The sequence below is a fragment of the Leifsonia sp. NPDC102414 genome, from assembly GCF_044765685.1.
GTDB lineage: Bacteria > Actinomycetota > Actinomycetes > Actinomycetales > Microbacteriaceae > Leifsonia.
In genome coordinates this window covers 219,935-236,291 of the sequence record NZ_JBIWKN010000001.1, presented here as the reverse complement: position 1 = coordinate 236,291, position 16,357 = coordinate 219,935, and the positions used below count along the sequence as shown (strand labels likewise).

Genomic DNA, 16,357 nt, shown 5'->3' with positions numbered 1-16,357 from the left:
GGGGGGCGGGGGGGGGTGCCCCCCCCCGGCGGCCCCCCCCCCCCCCCCGCGGGCGGGGGGGGGGGGGGGGGGGGGGGCGGCCCCCCCCCCCCCCCCACGCCCACGTTCAGCTGTGCGTGTGATTCAGCAGGCGCCCTTCCGCAGCAGGAACGCACATGGTGGGGCGTCCGACCCCACGCGCACGGTCACAACGGAATGGCGGGCGAGCTCGACGAATTCGCCGAGCTCCAGACGGGTCATGGGCACGCGACGGAGCTCGGCATCTGATGCGATGCCGTTCACCGCGAACGCCACGTCTGGGACATCGTACGGTTCACCGGCGAGATCGAGGAACGTGATCGGCGACGGGTCTTCGTTGTCGAGAGGGAACACACTGAGGATCGCGTCTGCAGCGGCTTCTGTGGTCACTTCTCCAAGATGGATGACGGGTGAAACGATTTCTTCTTCTGGATAGCCGCTGCCGACAAGGGTAAGCATGTCGCCATCGTGCATGGAATCCAGGGCGCTTAACAGCGCACCAGACAGCAGCGGGCTGAGGTTCTTCAGCAAAGTCGGGCCTTTCCTGTAAAACGAATATTTCTCAACCCCTAGGTGGAGGATAGACCCGACGGTATGTCCTCCCCCACCCCCCTTTCAGGGGTGAATGCAGACGGCGCGCCGGAAGGATTCTCACACTCCTCACAGGATCACTGGTAGTGACACATCCCCGGGGCGGAATATGACGCGATTCAGGAAGAGATCGTGCGTCCGGCGAAGGAGCGCAGCCGCAGGCTGTTGAGCACCACGAACACGCTGGAGAAGGCCATCGCCGCCCCCGCGATCATCGGGTTCAGCAGTCCGAGAGCCGCAACGGGCAGTGCGGCGACGTTGTACGCGAAGGCCCAGAACAGGTTGCCCCTGATGATCGCCACCGTGCGCCGCGACAACCGGATCGCATCGGCCACCAGCACGGGGTCGGAGCGCAGCAGGGTCAGGTCGCCCGCCTCGATCGCCACGTCGGAGCCGGAGCCCATCGCGATCCCGAGGTCCGCGGCGGCGAGGGCGGCCGCGTCGTTGACGCCGTCGCCGACCATCGCCACCGAGTGGCCGTCCCCCTGCAGCCGCCTGATGGTCTCCGCCTTCCCCTCCGGCGTCGCACCGCCGACCACGTTCCGGATGCGCAGGGGCCCGACGACCGCGCGCACCGTCTCCTCGTGGTCGCCGCTCAGCACCACGGGTTCGAGGCCGAGCCCGCGGACCAGCCCGATCGCCTCCTCCGCGTCGGCGCGCAGCGGATCGGAGACGCTCAGCACGGCGACGGCGCGGGCGTCGACCGTGACGAGCACCGCCGTCGCACCGGCGGCGCGGGAGGCACGCACGGCGGCGGCGAGCGTGTCAGGGAGCCCTGCGCTGTCGTCGACGCGCGCGACGGTGACCTGCCGCCCGTCCACGAGAGCGGTGACGCCGAACCCGGCGACGGCGCGGAACCCAGAGACGGGAGCGTGCGCATCCACTGCTGCCGCGATGGCCCTGCCGATCGGATGCTCCGAGCCGCGCTCGGCGGACGCCGCGAGCAGCAGAGCGTCCGTCCCCTCTGCACTGTCCTCCTCTGCGCCGTCCGCCGTCACGACGCCGGTGACCGTCATCGTGCCTGTGGTGAGCGTTCCCGTCTTGTCGAAGACGATCGTGTCGATGCGGCCGGTGCGTTCGAGCACCTCCGGTCCGGTGATCAGGATGCCGAGCTGCGCCGCGCGCCCCGTGCCGACCAGCAGCGCGGTCGGGGTCGCCAGTCCGAGCGCGCACGGGCAGGCGACGATGAGCACGGCGACAGCGGCGGAGACGGCCGCCGACGTGCCTCCTCCGACGAGCATCCAGACCACGAAGGTCGCCAGCGCGAGCGCGATGACCACGGGCACGAACACGCCGGAGATCCGGTCGGCCAGCCGCTGGATGCCCGCCTTGCCGAGCTGCGCCTCCTCCACGAGCTTCGCCATCCTGGCGAGCTGGGTGTCGGCGCCGACCCTGGAGGCGCGCACCACGATGGTGCCGCCGTGCGCGATCGTCCCTCCCGCCACGGTGCCTCCGCCTGCCACCTCGACAGGCACGGACTCCCCCGTCATCGCGCTCGTGTCGACCGCGGCGGCGCCGTCCAGCACGACGCCGTCCGCCGCGATGCGCTCGCCAGGCCGCACCACGAACCTGTCGCCCACCGCGAGGGCGGAGACGGGAACGCGCCGCTCGCGCTCGTCGTCGGTGAGGATCGCGACATCCTTCGCCCCCGCCTGCAGCAGGTCGCGCAAAGCGGCGCCCGCCCTGCGCTTCGACCGTTCCTCCACGAACCGGCCGAGCAGCAGGAACGTCGTGACACCTGCGGCGACCTCCAGATAGATGGCGCCCGACGCGCTCCCCGGCTCTGCGACGAACGTGAACGGGTGGTGCATCCCGAGCTCGCCCGCCGTTCCGAACACGAGCGCCCACAGCGACCACAGGTATGCGGCGGCCGTGCCGAGCGAGACGAGCGTGTCCATCGTCGCGGCACCGTGCCGCAGGTTCACGGCCGCGGCGCGGTGGAACGGCCAGCCGCCCCAGAGCACGACAGGCGTCGCCAGCACCAGCGAGACCCACTGCCAGCCCCAGAACTGCCAGGCGGGAACCATGGCGAGCAGCACGACCGGGACGGTGAGCGCTGCACTGACGATCAGCCGGATGCGCAACGCGGCGCCGGAGTCCGCCTCACGAGGCGGTTCGGCCGCTTCGATGACGTGCGCGCCGTAGCCGGCCTTCTGGACCTCGGCCACGAGCAGCGCAGGGTCGATCGAGGCAGGCGCCGTGACGCGGGCGCGTTCGGTGGCGAGGTTGACGGTGGCGGTCACGCCGTCGAGGCGGCCGAGGCGCTTCTCGACGCGCGCCACGCAGCTCGCGCAGGTCATGCCGTCGATGGCGAGGTCGAGCTCCACCGGCCCGGATGCGCCTGACGCGGTCGTGGCGCCGGTCGTGGCGCCCGTCACAGCAGTGGGAGCCGGCGTGGGTGGGCCAACGCGTATCCGGCCTCTTCGACCGCGCCGGCGACCGCATCCACAGACAGGATCGCGTCGCTGGTGACCGTCGCCGTGCCCGCCGCCACGTCGACCGCGACCGCTGTCACGCCGTCGATCGCCCGGAGTTCCTCGGTCACCGCGCGTGCGCAGTGCGCGCAGGTCATGCCCTGGATGTCGTAGCTCGTTTCCATGTCTTCGACTGTAACACATACCCCATAGGGGTATGTGGGATCGGCGCGGTATCCTGGAGCGGTGATCGCAGACATCAAGAAACGCGCCATGCACCGCACGCGCATCCTCGAAGGCCAGCTCAGGGGCCTGGAGAAGATGATCGAGAACGAGGACTACTGCATCGACATCATCACGCAGTCCCTCGCCATCCAGAAGTCGCTCGGCTCCCTCAACAAGCTGCTCGTCGAGAACCACCTGAAGACGCACGTGTCCGAGATGTTCGAGGAGGGCGGCAGCCAGCGCGACGACGCGATCGTCGAGCTGCTGAAGGTATACGAGCTCTCCAACAACAGGGGCTGACCGTGGACGACCTCATCCAGATCGTCAAGGGCGACATCACCGACGAGCACGTCGACGCGATCGTCAACGCCGCCAACAGCTCCCTACTCGGCGGAGGCGGCGTCGACGGCGCGATCCACCGCAGAGGAGGCCCGGCCATCCTCGACGCCTGCCGCGAACTGCGCGCGACGACGCTCCCTGACGGCCTCCCGACCGGCCAGGCCGTCGCCACCACGGCCGGCGACCTCGCCGCGACCTGGGTCATCCACACGGTCGGCCCCGTCTGGTCGGCCACCGAGGACCGCACGGAGCTGCTGCAGAACGCCTACCGCTCGTCCCTGCGCGTCGCCCGCGAGGTCGGCGCGACCTCCGTCGCGTTCCCCGCGATCTCCGCCGGGGTCTACGGCTGGCCGATGGACGATGCGGCGCGCATCGCGGTCAGCACCGTCCGTGCCGTGCTCGCCGCATCCTTCGGGCCGGTCGAGCGCGTGCGGTTCGTGCTGTTCTCCGACGACGCCCTGTCCGCGTTCCGCACGGCGGCCGGCGAGTGAGCGCCGCCCACGGCATCGACGACGATGCCGCCCTCGAGCGCTTCCGCACGCTCCTGCGCATCCCGACCATGTCGCGCAACGTGGTGGACGACACCGACTGGGAGGCGTTCGACCGCTTCATCGCCGCCCTCCCCGAGCTCTACCCAGCACTGCACGCCGGGCTCGAACGCGAGCAGCACGGCCGCTCGCTGCTCTACCGCTGGCGCGGAGCGGGCGACGGCCCGCCGACGGTCCTGATGGCCCACTACGACGTCGTGCCCGCCACGGACGACGGCTGGCAGCACCCGCCATTCGGTGCGGAGCTCACCGGCGACGGAGACGGCCGCGTGCTCTGGAGCAGGGGCACCCTCGACGACAAGGGCGCCCTCGTCGCCATCCTCGAAGCAGTGGATGCGCTGGTCGCGGCCGGCCACACTCCCGCGGCGGACGTGTACCTCAGCTTCGGCCACGACGAGGAGACGGTCGGCTCAGGAGCGCAGGCGATCGTCGCCGCTTTGGCCGAGCGCGGCATCCGGCCGGCACTGGTCCTGGACGAGGGCGGCGCGGTCGTGGAGGGCATCTTCCCCGGCGTGACCAAGCCCATCGCGGTCGTCGGGGTCAGCGAGAAGGGCATCACGAGCGTGCGCCTGACCGTCGAGCAGAACGGCGGTCACGCATCCACGCCCCCGAAACTGGCGGCGACGGTGCGGCTGGCGCGCGCGATCACGCGGCTGAACGCCAAGCCCTTCCCCGCCAGGCTCAGTGAGACGAACCTGCAGATGGTGGAGACCCTCGGCGCGCACGCCAGCGGTCCGCTGCGCGCGGTGTTCACCAGGGCGCGCACGCTGAAACCTGCTCTGGTCGCCGTGCTGGGCCGAGTGAGCGACGAGACCCGCGCGATCGTGCGGACGACGACGGCCGTCACCCAGCTCAGCGGAAGCCTCGCGGCCAACGCGCTGCCGGAGACCGCGGAGGCGGTCGTGAACGTGCGCATCGCGGTCGGTTCGAGCGTCGCGGAGACGATCGCCCATCTCCGCAAGGCGATCCACGACCCGCTGGTGCGGATCCAGGCCGTCGACCCGAGCGAACCGTCCCCGGTGTCGCCGACGAGCGGGCCGGAGTGGGATGCGGTGGCCGGCAGCATCGCGGCCGTGCATCCGGATGCCGTGGTGACGCCGTACATCATGCTCGGCGCGAGCGACAGCCGCCACTTCACGACGATCAGCGACGCCGTCTACCGCTTCACCCCGTTCGAGATGGCCACCGAGGAACGCGCGACCCTGCACGCCCGCAACGAGCGCATCCACGTGGCCACCTGGCTCCGCGGCATCCGCTTCTACGAGACCCTCCTCCTCACCAGATGATCGAGCCCGGAGTTATTCAGGCGACACGCCGAGTGGGAGTGTGAACAGGTTCGGACTCGATGATCAGGCGGCGCCGCCGAGGTCGGGGAGGGTGATCGCGCGGCTGGTGGGCGGCTGCTGGCGCAGGCGCTCCAGCGCAGGGATCAGCTCGTTGACCCAGACGCGGTAGCCCTCCTCGTTGAGGTGGAGCCTGTCGTCGCTGTACGCGGGGTTCAGCTCGCCGTCGTCGAGCGCCAGAGACGGCCAGAGGTCGAGCCACTGGGCGTGCACGGTGGGCGCGAACTGCCAGAGGTGGCGGTTGATGTCGCGGATCTGGTCGGCGAACTCGTGACCGCGCGGCAGCACGGACTGCACCAGGATGCGCGTCTCCGGCAGCTCCCTGCGCAGCGTCACCAAGATGGTCTCCACATTGCGCACCACGTGCTCGACGGAGCGCCGCCAGGCGAGGTCGTTCGTGCCGATCAGCAGCACCACGACGGCGGGCTGGGCGTTGATCACATCCCAGATCCGCGCGACCACGTCGTCCGACGTGTCTCCGCCGACCCCGAAGTTGTAGATCGTCTCCCCCGGCATCCACGCCTGCCAGTCCCCGCCCTGCGTGAGACTGTCCCCGACGAGGGCGGTCGGACCCATACCCGACATCCCCTGATCCGTCATCCGGACCTCCTAAGTCTTTCTGCCATCCTCCCCCAAGAAGCTGAAAGCCGCGAGGGGTGTACCGCGGCACACGGCTGCGGTACACCCCTCTGGATGCGTCAGGACGGCGATCGCGGGATGCGCGAGCCGTCGCGGATCAGATCAGCGACTTGGTGTGCCAGACCGTCTTCGTCTCGGTGAAGAACGCGATGCGGTCGAGCGACGGCGCAGCTGCGTCCTGGCCGTTCTCCGGGGTGAGCACGCGCTTGAGTGTGTCCGCCGCTGCGATCTGCAGGTCGATCCACTCCAGCGCTCCTGCGCCGACCAGGTCGAGCGCGTTGACGTCGGCGTGCGAGGCCAGCCACGGGGCGATCTCGGCCGGGGAGCCGGTCAGGATGTTCACGACGCCGCCGGGAACGTCGCTGGTCGCGAGCACCTCGCTCAAGCTGATCGCCGACAGCGGGAACCGCTCGCTCGCCACGACGACGACCGTGTTCCCCGCCACCAGCGCCGGGGCGACGGCGCTCACGAAGCCGAGCAGGCCGCTGTCCTGGGGCGCGACGATCGCCACGACGCCGGTCGGTTCCGGCACCGAGATGTTGAAGTACGGACCCGCGACCGGGTTGGCGTTCCCCACGACCTGAGCGAACTTGTCCGCCCAGCCCGCGTACCAGACCCAGCGGTCGATGGCCTCGTCCACCTGGGCGCCTGCGACCGACGCCGAGACGCCCTCCGTCTGCTGGATCTCGTCGACGAACTGGGCACGACGACCCTCCATCAGCTCCGCGATGCGGTATAGCACCTGCCCGCGGTTGTACGCGGTGGCGCCGGCCCAGCCGCCGAGGGCTCCTCGGGCGGCGACGACCGCATCCCGAGCGTCCTTGCGGGACGCCTTCGCTGCGTTGGCCAGGAACGCGCCCTTCGCCGAGACGACCTCGTACGTGCGGCCGGACTCGCTGCGCGGGAACTTTCCGCCGATGTAGAGCTTGTACGTCTTCGGCACGGTCAGGCGGCTCATTTCTTCGCTCCCTTGCGGGTCGTGGTGGATGCGGAGGTCAGCGCGCCGGCGGACGTGCCGGGAAGCGCACGGCCGGGCGTGAGGTACGCCGCGAGCCCGTGGCGGCCGCCCTCGCGGCCGTAGCCTGACTCCTTGTACCCGCCGAACGGGCTGGCCGGGTCGAACCGGTTGAACGTGTTCGCCCAGATCACGCCGGCGCGGAGCTTGTCCGCGACGGCCAGGATGCGGCTGCCCTTGTCGCTCCAGATGCCGGCGGACAGACCGTACGGGGTGTTGTTCGCCTTGGCGATGGCCTCGGCCGGGGTGCGGAACGTGAGCACGGACAGCACAGGCCCGAAGATCTCCTCGCGGGCGATCCGGTGGCTGGTGGACACGTTGTCGAAGATCGTCGGCGCGAACCAGAAGCCGTTCTCCGGGATGGCGCAGTCGGCCGTCCAGCGGTCGGCTCCCTCCGCCTCTCCGATGTCGGACAGCTCGCGGATGCGCTGAAGCTGCTCTGCGCTGTTGATCGCGCCGATGTCGGTGTTCTTGTCGAGCGGGTCGCCGAGGCGCAGCGTCGACAGGCGGTTCTTCAGCCGGTCGACGACCTCGTCGTGGATGCTCTCCTGCACCAGGAGCCTGCTGCCTGCGCAGCAGACGTGCCCCTGGTTGAAGAAGATCCCGTTGACGATGCCCTCGACGGCCTGGTCGATCGGCGCGTCGTCGAAGACGATGTTCGCCGCCTTGCCTCCGAGCTCCAGGGTGAGCTTCTTGTCCGTGCCGGCGACCGCTCGCGCGATCTCGCGGCCGACGGCGGTGGAGCCGGTGAAGGCGACCTTGTTCACGTCCGGGTGGTTGACCAGGTCGCGCCCCGTCTCCCCCGCGCCGGTGACGATGTTGACGACACCTGCCGGGAGGCCGGCCTGCTGCACGATCTCTGCGAACAGCAGAGCGGTCAGCGGCGTGGTCTCCGCCGGCTTGAGCACGACGGTGTTGCCTGCGGCGAGGGCCGGTGCGATCTTCCACGCGAGCATCAGCAGCGGGAAGTTCCACGGGATGACCTGCGCGGCGACGCCGAGCGCGCGCGGCGCAGGGCCGAGACCGGCGTGATCGAGCTTGTCGGCCCATCCCGCGTAGTAGAAGAACCAGGCGGCGACGAGCGGGACGTCCACATCCCTGCTCTCCTTGATCGGCTTGCCGTTGTCGAGGCTCTCCGCCACGGCGAGCTCACGGGCGCGCTCCTGCACGAGGCGCGCGATCCGGAACAGGTACTTGCCGCGGTCGCTGCCGCTCATCCTGGACCAGGTGCGCTCGTACGCCCGGCGCGCGGCGGCGACGGCCGCATCCACGTCGGCGGTGTTCGCGGTGGAGATGGTCGCGATTCGCTCCTCCGTCGCCGGGGAGATGGTCTGGAACGGGGTGCCGTTGCCGTCGACGAACTCGCCGTCGATGAACAGGCCGTACTGGTCGCGGAGGTTCAGGATGGCCCGAGACTCCGGCGCTGGTGCGTATTCGAGAAAACTCATTGTTCTGCCTTCGGTCTCTTCGGTCAGTCGATCGTGACGTAGTCGGCGCCGGAGTAGTGCCCGGTCGTCAGCTTCTGGCGCTGCAGCAGCACGTCGTTCAGCAGGCTGGATGCGCCGAAGCGGAACAGGTGCGGCTGGAGCCAGTGCTCCCCGACCGTCTCCGCCACGGTCACGAGGTACTTGATGGCGTCCTTGGACGAGCGGATGCCGCCAGCTGGCTTCACGCCGATCTCCTCGCCGGTGAGCTTGTGCCAGTCGCGCACGACCTCGAGCATCAGCAGCGTGACGGGCAGCGTCGCCGCGGGAGACACCTTGCCCGTCGAGGTCTTGATGAAGTCGCCTCCGGCCAGGATCGACAGCCAGGATGCGCGGCGCACGTTGTCGTACGTGTTCAGCTCACCGGTCTCCAGGATCACCTTGAGGTGCGCGTACGAGCCGTCCGGGCGGCGGCAGGCCTCCTTGACGGCCACGATCTCGTCGAAGACGAGCCCGTAGCGGCCGGAGAGGAACGCTCCGCGGTCGATGACCATGTCGATCTCGTCGGCACCGGCTGCGACGGCGTCCGCGGTGTCCGCCAGCTTGACGGCGAGGGATGCGCGCCCGCTCGGGAACGCGGTCGCCACCGCCGCGACGTTCACACTGCCGGGAGCGCCCCCAGAGCGGCCCGCGTGGGATGCGCCAAGCGCCTCGACCGCGTACGGCACCATGTCGCCGTAGACGCACACGGCTGCAGGGCGGGGCGCGGTGAGATCGCTCGGGTCCGGGGTGAGGGCCTTGGCCACCAGCGAGCGCACCTTGCCTGGCGTGTCGGCGCCTTCGAGCGTGGTGAGGTCGATCAGCTCGATGATCTTGTCGAGCGCCCATGCCTTGCTCGTGGTCTTGATGGAGCGGGTGCCGAGTCCGGCTGCGCGCTGTTCGAGACCGACCGCATCGACCCCCGGAATGCCGTTCAGGTAGCGGCGCAGGGAGGCTTCGGTGAAGTCGCCTCCGAGCACCTCGACGGCCCTGGCCGCCGGTGCGAGGGTTCGCACGGGCGGCGTCGTTTCGATGGTCACGTCACTCCTTCTTTCAGCTCGCCGCTGTGCGGCCGAGCAGGTGGTTCGCGGTGGATTCGTCGGTGATGATCGTGCTGCAGAGCCCGCTCGACACGATGGCGTGCGCCACCCTGTGCTTGGTCTCGCCCGCGATCACGGCGATGCTGGTGCGCGCTGCGCGCAGTTCGTCCAGCGAGATGCCGAGGGTCCTGCCGTCGAGTTCGGGGTCGGCCACCTGGCCGTCCTCCGTGATGAACCGGCCGACCACGTCGCCGACCGCGCCCTTGTCGGCGAGCGATGCGACATCGTCGGCCGTGAGGTAGCCGGAGTCGACGTGCACGGAGCTCGTGTCGACGACGCCGGCGCTGAACAGGTACGCGGATGCGCTCCTCGCCAGCGCGAGCACGCTCTGCACAGAGCGGTCGGCCTCGATGGCGCGGCGGGTGGCCGCGTGCTCGAAGATGGCCGGGCTCGGCAGCAGCGTCGCTGTGCCCTGCGCCTTGCGTGCGATCACGACGGCGGTGTCTGCCGCGGCTGTGGCCTGGCGCGTGCTGGACACGCTGCCGTTGATCTGCACCGGGTTCACGCCCACCGCCCAGCCGGGCCGCAGGCGCGCTGCAACGGCGTGCAGGGTGCGTCCCCAGCTCACGCCGAGCGTGCGAGGGACGGGGCGAAGCGTGGTGAGGTAGTCGGCGGCGGCCTGCGCGACGCGGGCCTGCACATCCGAGTCGGCGTCGAGGGTGGGCACGACGACGGCGTCCTGCAGGTCGTAGAAGCCGCACAGCTCGCGCTCCAGCGAGAACCGTCTGGCGCTCGGATGCACGATCTCGATGCGCACGAACCCGTGCTCGCGCGCCGCGACGAGCAGCCGTCCGACCTTCCAGCGGCTGACGCTGAGGGCGAGGCCGATCTCGTCCTGGGTCTTGCCCGCCTCGTAGTACAGCTCAGCGGCTTTCACGGCGAGGATCTCATCGGTGTCGTTCATGGCCACGCTTCCACCTTAGGAACCGATTGCGCGTTCGAGCAACGCTTGCGCGCATGTTGCTCATATGAGCATCGGCGGTTTCCTTTAGGGTAAGGGTCGTGCCAACTCCCCTCGCTCTCGCCGTCGACTTCGGCGGAACCAAAGTCGAAGCCGCGCTCGTCGATGCAGACGGCCGCCTGTTCGAATCCACCCGCTTCCGCCGCCCGACCGGCCGCACCGCCACGGTCCCCGACCTCGAGGCCTCCGTCGGCGGAGTCGTGCGCGACGCCATCGCCGCCGTACCCGCCGACGCCGTGCTCATCGGAGCCGGCATCGGCTGCGCAGGGCCGATCGACCGCATCAAGGGCCTGGTGTCACCGCTGAACGTGCCGCACTGGCGCGACTACCCGATGCGCGACTTCATCGCGGGGGTCGTCGCGGACGCCGGGCTCGACATCCCTGTCACGCTGGAGATGGACGGCGTCGCGATCACGCTCGCCGAACACTGGGTGGGCGCAGCGCAGGGCGTCGACAACGTGATGGGGATGGTCGTCTCGACCGGCATCGGAGGCGGCCTCATCGTCGGCGGCCGCGTCATCACAGGCCCGACGGGCAACGCCGGCCACATCGGGCACGTCGAGGTCGGCGAGATCGTCGGAGAGAACACGTTCGGCAACCCCAGCGCGCTCGAAGCCATCGCCTCCGGACCGCACACCGTCGCGTGGGCCCGTCAGCACGGCTTCACCGGCACGACGGGCGAGGAGCTGGCCGCCGCGTACGCCGCGGGCGACGAGGTGGCGCACCAGGCCATCGCTCGCACGGGCGAGGCCGTCGGCCGCGCCATCGCCTCGGCGACAGCGCTGCTCGACCTGGAGCTCGTCGCCATCGGCGGCGGCTTCTCGCACTCGACGCCGGACCTGTTCGACCACATGCGCCGCGTCATCGAGAACCACTACTTCCCCTACGTGCGCAAGGTCCGCATCATCCCCTCCGCCCTCTCCTCCGAAGGCCCCCTCATCGGCGCGGCCGCCCTCATCCACCGGGCGCACCTCCTCCCCTGACCGTCCCCTCACAATCGAGCCGGGACGTGTGCTCGCCTCTCACCGGCGTGTCGCGTGCACACGTCCCTGCCCGATCGCTGGGGATCAGCGGAAGTGGTCCTCGAGGGCGTGCGGGCGGGCGACGACGGTGCCTGCCAGGGCGGCGGCGATGGCGGTGCCGATCAGGACGATGAGGGCGACGGTCCAGTCGCCGGTGAGCTGGTGCAGCACGCCGACCGCGAGCGGGCCGAGGGCACCGAGCGTGTATCCGACCCCCTGCGTGAAGCCGCTGAGCGCGACCGAGCCCTCGTGGGTCCGCGTGCGCACGTTGATGAGCACCAGGCACAGCGGGAACAGCAGCGGCCCGAGACCGGCGAACACCACCCACAGCCACGTGGCCGCGCCTGGCGCGAGGATCAGCCCGAGATAGCCGGCGACGAAGAAGCCGACGCCCGCATACAGCAGCAGGGCGACGTTGCGCATCCGGGAGGCCAGCAGCGGGACCAGCAGCCCGGCCGGGATGCCCATCCCCGCGTACAGCGACAGCAGCGCTCCTGCCTCCACCGGCGTCGACCCCGCGACGTCGTGCAGGATCTCCGGCAGCCAGGCGAACATCGCGTACGCGTTCAGACTCGACGCGGCGAACACCACGGCCATCGCCCAGGCGAGCGGCGCGTGCCACACCTTGCCGAGCATCGCGGGCTCCGCCGCCTCCACCTCCACGTCGTGCGCGGGGTGGACGGGCCGCCTGGTCAGGATGATGCGCAGCCAGGGCAGGATGGCCAGCAGGCTCACAACGCCCCACATCCCGACAGACACGTGCCAGTTGGATGCGTCCGCCACCGGCACCGCGATCAGCGGCGGCAGCAGCGTGCTCACCGACATCACGGTCGCGTAGAGCGAGGTGACCAGCCCGATCCGGTCGGGGAAGTACCGTTTCACCAGCGGAGGCAGCAGCACGTTGCCGACGCCCATCCCGGCGAAGGTCACGGCGGAGCCGATGGCCAGCATCGCGAACGACCCTGCAGTGGCACGCAGGATATGCCCGAGCAGCATCACGCAGAGCGCGGCGATCATCACGCCCTCGAGGCTGGCCTTACGGGTCAGCGTCGGGGCGAGCAGGCCGAACAGCGCAAAGAAGATCGGCGGGAGCATCCCGAGCAGGCCGACCCCCACGCTCGTGACGGCGAACTCCGTGCGGATCTCCGCGAAGATCGGCGACAGGGCTGCGACGGCGGTGCGCAGGTTGCTGGCGACCAGCAGGATGCCGACGAGCGCGATCGCGCGACCGTGCCAGAGCGGTCGCGTCGAGGCGTCCGCCATCAGTTGGCGTTCTCGGGCTGCAGGATGCGTCTGGCGGTGTCCACGTCGTCCGTGATCTGCGCGATCAACGGCTCGACGCCCGCGTACGCGACCATGCCTCTGATGCGCTCGACGAACGCGATCTCCACGTGGTGGTCGTAGAGGTCGAGGTCGCGGTCGAGCACGTACGCCTCGACCTGCTTCTGCGGAACGCCCTCGAAGGTCGGGTTGTTGCCGACCGAGATGGCGGCCGGATAGCGCTCGTCCCCGTCGGTGAGCCAGCCGGCATACACGCCGTCGGCCGGGATCAGCCCTTCCGATTCCGGCGACAGGTTCGCGGTCGGGAAGCCAAGCTCCCTGCCCCGCTTCGCGCCGTGCACGACGACGCCGCGCAGGGTCGGGATGTGCCCGAGCAGTTCGCCGGCGTGCGCGACGTCTCCGTCTGCGAGCAGTTCCCTGATCCAGGTGGAGGAGACGCGCCTGCCGTGCTCCGGCCGCACGTCGTCGATGAGGTGCACGACGAAGCCGTACTTCTGGCCGAGTTCGCGCAGCATGCCGACGTCGCCCGCGCCGCGGTGCCCGAACCGGAAGTCGCTTCCGACGAGGACGGCGGCCGCGTGCAGCCTGTCGACCAGGATGTGTCTGACGAACTCCTCAGGAGAGAGCTCGGCGAGCGCGCGGTCGAACGCGACGAGCAGCGTCGCCTCCACGCCGGTGCCGGCGAGCAGGTCGAGCTTCTGCTCGACGCTGACGAGGGCGGTCGGGCACTTCTCCGGTGCGAGCAGTTCGAGCGGGTTCCTGTCGAAGGTGATGACGGTCGGGGTGAGCCCCCGCTCGCGTGCCACCTCGCAGAGCCGCCCGATGACGGCACGGTGACCGGTGTGCACGCCGTCGAACTTGCCGATGGTCACCGCGCTCGGGCCGAAGCCCTCCGGGATCTCCGCCACCGATCGGAACAGCTTCACGATGCCGCTCCCCGCGGCTTGTGCCCGCGCAGGTATATCAGGCCGAGGATCGGAAGCACCAGCGGGATGAACAGGTAGCCCATCCCGTACACAGACCACACGGTTGCATCGCGGCCGAACGGGTCCACGTCGTGCAGGCCGAGGGTCGCGGGGGCGAACAGGCTGAGCGAGCCGATCACGAGCACGCCGACCAGCTCGAAGGTGATGGTGATCCAGGCCACCCGGTACCAGGCGCGACCTGGAGCGACCAGGGCGATGGTCGCCACGATGTAGACGACGGCGGCCAGCGCGGACAGCGTGAAGGCGACGGGCGCCTCGTGGAAGCGGTCGATGATCTGGAAGACGCTGCGCCCCGTCGCAGCGAGCGCGAGCACGCCGTAGACGAAGACGAGCACGCGTCCGATGCCGGTGATCCTCCGCTTCGCGGTGGGGTCCTCCGAGTGGTCGCGTGCGGACATGGTGTGGTGTGACATCGCCTACGATTCTATTCGCGCAGCGCGGGCTGCCAGGCACCGCGCATCCCGTGCGGGGCTCAGGCGCCCTGCACGAACCAGATCTGGCCCATCCGGTACACCATCACCGCGATGGCGAGGCACACGCCGCCCAGGATGACCGTCGACCACTTGTTGCGTTCGATCAGCGCCCAGAAGCCTCCGGCCAGCGGCAGGATGAGCGCGGAGATCAGGTAGATGTAGAACTCGGGCAGGCTGCCGCTCGGCTCGTTTCCCACGGCGGGCGCGACGATCGTCACGATGAGCTGCGCGACCAGCAGCACCTCGACGAGCGCGAGCGCGCCCATGCTGACGTCGCCGGGCACGCGGCCCGCGAATCCGAGCACGATGCAGAGCACGCCTGCGACGACGGCCACGATCACCTGGACCGTCGTGAACCACTCGATCATGCGGTCGCGATCTCGTCTGTCGGGAAGTTCACGAGGGTTCTTGCTTCCTTTCCGCGGAACTCGATGAGCCCCACCAGGTGGCCGGTCGGTGCGATGGCCGCGAGCGGCGCACCGTCCCCATTCTCCCTGTCCGCGACATGGATGCGTTTCCCGTGCGTCAGGTCGATGGCCTGCTGCTCCGTGAGGTCGAAGCGCTCGAACAGGATCGTGGCCGCCTCCGCGGCCGGCACCAGAGCAGAGGCGACGTCGACATCCTCGATCGGATGCGCGTCCTCCACCCTGAACGATCCCACCCTGGTTCGGCGCAGCGCGGTGAGGTGCCCTCCGGCGCCGAGTGCGGCGCCGAGGTCGCGGGCGAGCGAGCGGATGTATGTGCCGGACGAGCAGACGACGCGCACGTCGAGGTCGATGGCGGCCGGCAGCCTGCGCACGTCGAGCAGTTCGAACTCCGAGACGGTGACGGGCCTCGCTTTCAGCACGACCTCCTCCCCCGCCCGCACCCTGGCGTACGCCCGCTTGCCGTCGACCTTGATCGCACTGACCGAGCTCGGCACCTGCTCGATCTCGCCGGTGAGGTCGGCGATCCCGGAGCGGATGGCGTCGTCGTCGACCGCTGCGACCGCATCAGGAGCCGCCTCTTCCACGACGTCGCCTTCCGCGTCGTCCGTGGTGGTGGTTGCACCCAGCCGGATGGTCGCCAGGTACTCCTTGTCCGTGCCGACGATGTAGGTCAGCAGCCGGGTGGACGAGTTGAGGCCGACGATCAGCAGCCCGGTGGCCATCGGATCGAGGGTGCCCGCGTGCCCGACCTTGCGGGTGCCGGCGAGACGCCTGGTGCGCGCGACGATGTCGTGGCTGGTCCAGCCCTGCGGCTTGTCGACCAGCAGGATGCCGGAGCCCGTCATGCGGTCTTCTCGCCCACGACGTCGAGCACGAGCTGCAGCTTGGTCTGGAAGGTGCACTCGAGGAGTTCGGTGGCGGCCTCGTCCAGCCCGTACTTCTCCGGCAGCCGGAGTCCGAGGAGCGTGTTGAGCAGCATCCCCTCTGCGAGGAACGTGCGGACGCGCTCCGGCTCGAAGCCGGCGTCGTCGCGCAGCAGCCGGTAGATGCTGATGAAGCCCTGCCTGGCCTTCTCGCCGATCACAGGGTCGTGGCCCATGCTGAACGCCTGCATGAGCGACAGCAGCAGCCCGCGGTCCTCGATCAGGTTGACGTATGCGGTGCCGAGCAGGCGGGCGATCTGGTCGTCGGGCGAGCCGTCGGCCTTCCAGTCGTCGATGGTCTCCGTGAACGTCACGAGGAGCCTGTCGAGCGCGCGGGAGAGCACCTCGACGAAGAGGTTCTCCTTGCTGCCGAACATCCGCACGACGTACGGCTGGCTGATGCCGGCCGCCTTCGCGATCTGGTCGGTGGTCGCCCCGAAGTATCCGCGCTCCCCGAAGACGAGGCTGGCGGCGGCGAGGATCTGCTCTCTGCGCTCCCCCGACGGGATGCGTTCACTGATCTTGTCGGTCACACTTGACAGGTTATCAGTTGATTACTAATCTCGACCATGTTGTAATCATCCGATA

At 69.7% G+C, this 16,357-nt stretch carries 18 protein-coding genes; 4 read left to right on the top strand and 14 right to left on the bottom strand.

What is annotated here, in order from left to right; translation table 11 throughout:
- Positions 1 to 123: 123 nt before the first annotated feature.
- The 3 genes from ACIRCZ_RS01065 to ACIRCZ_RS01055 form a co-directional block, all read right to left on the bottom strand.
- On the bottom strand, positions 124 to 549 hold the full coding sequence (locus ACIRCZ_RS01065; RefSeq protein ID WP_055892261.1) for an RbsD/FucU domain-containing protein: 426 nt from the start codon (positions 547 to 549) through the stop codon (positions 124 to 126).
- A gap of 179 nt (positions 550 to 728) precedes the next feature.
- On the bottom strand, positions 729 to 2,987 hold the full coding sequence (locus ACIRCZ_RS01060; RefSeq protein WP_402848688.1) for a heavy metal translocating P-type ATPase: 2,259 nt from the start codon (positions 2,985 to 2,987) through the stop codon (positions 729 to 731).
- Complete coding sequence (locus ACIRCZ_RS01055) at positions 2,984 to 3,208, bottom strand: heavy-metal-associated domain-containing protein (protein WP_055892258.1); 225 nt, start codon at positions 3,206 to 3,208, stop codon at positions 2,984 to 2,986. Before ACIRCZ_RS01055 ends, ACIRCZ_RS01060 begins: the two co-directional genes overlap by 4 nt.
- A gap of 61 nt (positions 3,209 to 3,269) precedes the next feature.
- On the opposite strand from ACIRCZ_RS01055, the gene ACIRCZ_RS01050 reads away from it, so the two are divergent.
- The 3 genes from ACIRCZ_RS01050 to ACIRCZ_RS01040 all read left to right on the top strand — a co-directional run bounded on the left by ACIRCZ_RS01050 (position 3,270) and on the right by ACIRCZ_RS01040 (position 5,421).
- Positions 3,270 to 3,548, top strand: coding sequence for a metal-sensitive transcriptional regulator (locus ACIRCZ_RS01050; RefSeq protein WP_055892256.1), 279 nt, complete (start codon positions 3,270 to 3,272; stop codon positions 3,546 to 3,548).
- Positions 3,549 to 3,550: 2 nt separating this feature from the next.
- Positions 3,551 to 4,078 carry an O-acetyl-ADP-ribose deacetylase gene (locus ACIRCZ_RS01045; protein ID WP_402848684.1) on the top strand — a complete coding sequence of 176 codons (528 nt, stop codon included), beginning with the start codon at positions 3,551 to 3,553 and terminating at the stop codon, positions 4,076 to 4,078.
- 68 nt (positions 4,079 to 4,146) lie between these two features.
- On the top strand, positions 4,147 to 5,421 hold the full coding sequence (locus ACIRCZ_RS01040) for a M20/M25/M40 family metallo-hydrolase (protein WP_055894321.1): 1,275 nt from the start codon (positions 4,147 to 4,149) through the stop codon (positions 5,419 to 5,421).
- A 63-nt stretch (positions 5,422 to 5,484) separates the two neighbouring features.
- Here the strand turns inward: ACIRCZ_RS01040 and ACIRCZ_RS01035 are convergent, their stop codons facing one another.
- The 5 genes from ACIRCZ_RS01035 to ACIRCZ_RS01015 all read right to left on the bottom strand — a co-directional run bounded on the left by ACIRCZ_RS01035 (position 5,485) and on the right by ACIRCZ_RS01015 (position 10,599).
- A complete protein-coding gene (locus ACIRCZ_RS01035) occupies positions 5,485 to 6,078 on the bottom strand; it encodes a GDSL-type esterase/lipase family protein (protein ID WP_055892250.1) in 594 nt (197 codons plus the stop codon).
- 136 nt (positions 6,079 to 6,214) lie between these two features.
- Positions 6,215 to 7,075 carry an aldehyde dehydrogenase gene (locus tag ACIRCZ_RS01030; RefSeq protein ID WP_055892247.1) on the bottom strand — a complete coding sequence of 287 codons (861 nt, stop codon included), beginning with the start codon at positions 7,073 to 7,075 and terminating at the stop codon, positions 6,215 to 6,217.
- Entirely contained in the window at positions 7,072 to 8,580 is a 1,509-nt protein-coding gene (locus ACIRCZ_RS01025) for an aldehyde dehydrogenase family protein (protein ID WP_402848679.1), read from the bottom strand. The genes ACIRCZ_RS01030 and ACIRCZ_RS01025 overlap by 4 nt, the downstream gene beginning before the upstream one ends.
- 23 nt (positions 8,581 to 8,603) lie before the next feature.
- Entirely contained in the window at positions 8,604 to 9,635 is a 1,032-nt protein-coding gene (deoC, locus tag ACIRCZ_RS01020) for a deoxyribose-phosphate aldolase (RefSeq protein WP_055892240.1), read from the bottom strand.
- A gap of 13 nt (positions 9,636 to 9,648) precedes the next feature.
- The gene (locus ACIRCZ_RS01015; RefSeq protein ID WP_055892237.1) at positions 9,649 to 10,599 is read right to left on the bottom strand and encodes a sugar-binding transcriptional regulator; all 951 of its coding nucleotides are present in this window, start codon (positions 10,597 to 10,599) and stop codon (positions 9,649 to 9,651) included.
- A gap of 98 nt (positions 10,600 to 10,697) precedes the next feature.
- Between ACIRCZ_RS01015 and ACIRCZ_RS01010 the strand changes: the two genes are divergently transcribed.
- Positions 10,698 to 11,639: an ROK family protein gene (locus ACIRCZ_RS01010; RefSeq protein ID WP_402848674.1), complete on the top strand. Its 942-nt coding sequence runs from the start codon at positions 10,698 to 10,700 to the stop codon at positions 11,637 to 11,639.
- A gap of 84 nt (positions 11,640 to 11,723) precedes the next feature.
- Here the strand turns inward: ACIRCZ_RS01010 and ACIRCZ_RS01005 are convergent, their stop codons facing one another.
- From ACIRCZ_RS01005 to ACIRCZ_RS00980, 6 genes are read right to left on the bottom strand one after another with little or no spacing between them, the layout of a single operon-like run.
- Positions 11,724 to 12,941: an MFS transporter gene (locus tag ACIRCZ_RS01005; RefSeq protein ID WP_402848671.1), complete on the bottom strand. Its 1,218-nt coding sequence runs from the start codon at positions 12,939 to 12,941 to the stop codon at positions 11,724 to 11,726.
- The gene (locus tag ACIRCZ_RS01000; RefSeq protein ID WP_055892229.1) at positions 12,941 to 13,885 is read right to left on the bottom strand and encodes a bifunctional riboflavin kinase/FAD synthetase; all 945 of its coding nucleotides are present in this window, start codon (positions 13,883 to 13,885) and stop codon (positions 12,941 to 12,943) included. The genes ACIRCZ_RS01005 and ACIRCZ_RS01000 overlap by 1 nt, the downstream gene beginning before the upstream one ends.
- Positions 13,882 to 14,358, bottom strand: coding sequence for a hypothetical protein (locus ACIRCZ_RS00995; protein ID WP_055892226.1), 477 nt, complete (start codon positions 14,356 to 14,358; stop codon positions 13,882 to 13,884). The genes ACIRCZ_RS01000 and ACIRCZ_RS00995 overlap by 4 nt, the downstream gene beginning before the upstream one ends.
- Before the next feature lie 59 nt (positions 14,359 to 14,417).
- The gene (locus tag ACIRCZ_RS00990; RefSeq protein ID WP_055892223.1) at positions 14,418 to 14,786 is read right to left on the bottom strand and encodes a hypothetical protein; all 369 of its coding nucleotides are present in this window, start codon (positions 14,784 to 14,786) and stop codon (positions 14,418 to 14,420) included.
- A complete protein-coding gene (gene truB, locus ACIRCZ_RS00985) occupies positions 14,783 to 15,691 on the bottom strand; it encodes a tRNA pseudouridine(55) synthase TruB (RefSeq protein WP_402848665.1) in 909 nt (302 codons plus the stop codon). Before truB ends, ACIRCZ_RS00990 begins: the two co-directional genes overlap by 4 nt.
- Positions 15,688 to 16,302, bottom strand: a complete 615-nt coding sequence (locus tag ACIRCZ_RS00980; RefSeq protein WP_055892218.1) for a TetR/AcrR family transcriptional regulator — start codon at positions 16,300 to 16,302, stop codon at positions 15,688 to 15,690. The genes truB and ACIRCZ_RS00980 overlap by 4 nt, the downstream gene beginning before the upstream one ends.
- Between the last annotated feature and the right edge of the window lie 55 nt (positions 16,303 to 16,357).

What these genes read in the sequence shown, in the direction of transcription:
- ACIRCZ_RS01030 (WP_055892247.1), bottom strand. Translation starts at nt 7,075, where the DNA reads ATGAGCCGCCTGACCGTGCCGAAGACGTACAAGCTCTACATCGGCGGA.
- ACIRCZ_RS01040 (WP_055894321.1), top strand. Translation starts at nt 4,147, where the DNA reads ATGTCGCGCAACGTGGTGGACGACACCGACTGGGAGGCGTTCGACCGC.
- ACIRCZ_RS01005 (WP_402848671.1), bottom strand. Translation starts at nt 12,941, where the DNA reads ATGGCGGACGCCTCGACGCGACCGCTCTGGCACGGTCGCGCGATCGCG.
- ACIRCZ_RS01025 (WP_402848679.1), bottom strand. Translation starts at nt 8,580, where the DNA reads ATGAGTTTTCTCGAATACGCACCAGCGCCGGAGTCTCGGGCCATCCTG.
- ACIRCZ_RS00995 (WP_055892226.1), bottom strand. Translation starts at nt 14,358, where the DNA reads ATGTCACACCACACCATGTCCGCACGCGACCACTCGGAGGACCCCACC.
- ACIRCZ_RS01035 (WP_055892250.1), bottom strand. Translation starts at nt 6,078, where the DNA reads ATGACGGATCAGGGGATGTCGGGTATGGGTCCGACCGCCCTCGTCGGG.
- ACIRCZ_RS00990 (WP_055892223.1), bottom strand. Translation starts at nt 14,786, where the DNA reads ATGATCGAGTGGTTCACGACGGTCCAGGTGATCGTGGCCGTCGTCGCA.
- ACIRCZ_RS01015 (WP_055892237.1), bottom strand. Translation starts at nt 10,599, where the DNA reads ATGAACGACACCGATGAGATCCTCGCCGTGAAAGCCGCTGAGCTGTAC.
- ACIRCZ_RS01055 (WP_055892258.1), bottom strand. Translation starts at nt 3,208, where the DNA reads ATGGAAACGAGCTACGACATCCAGGGCATGACCTGCGCGCACTGCGCA.
- truB (WP_402848665.1), bottom strand. Translation starts at nt 15,691, where the DNA reads ATGACGGGCTCCGGCATCCTGCTGGTCGACAAGCCGCAGGGCTGGACC.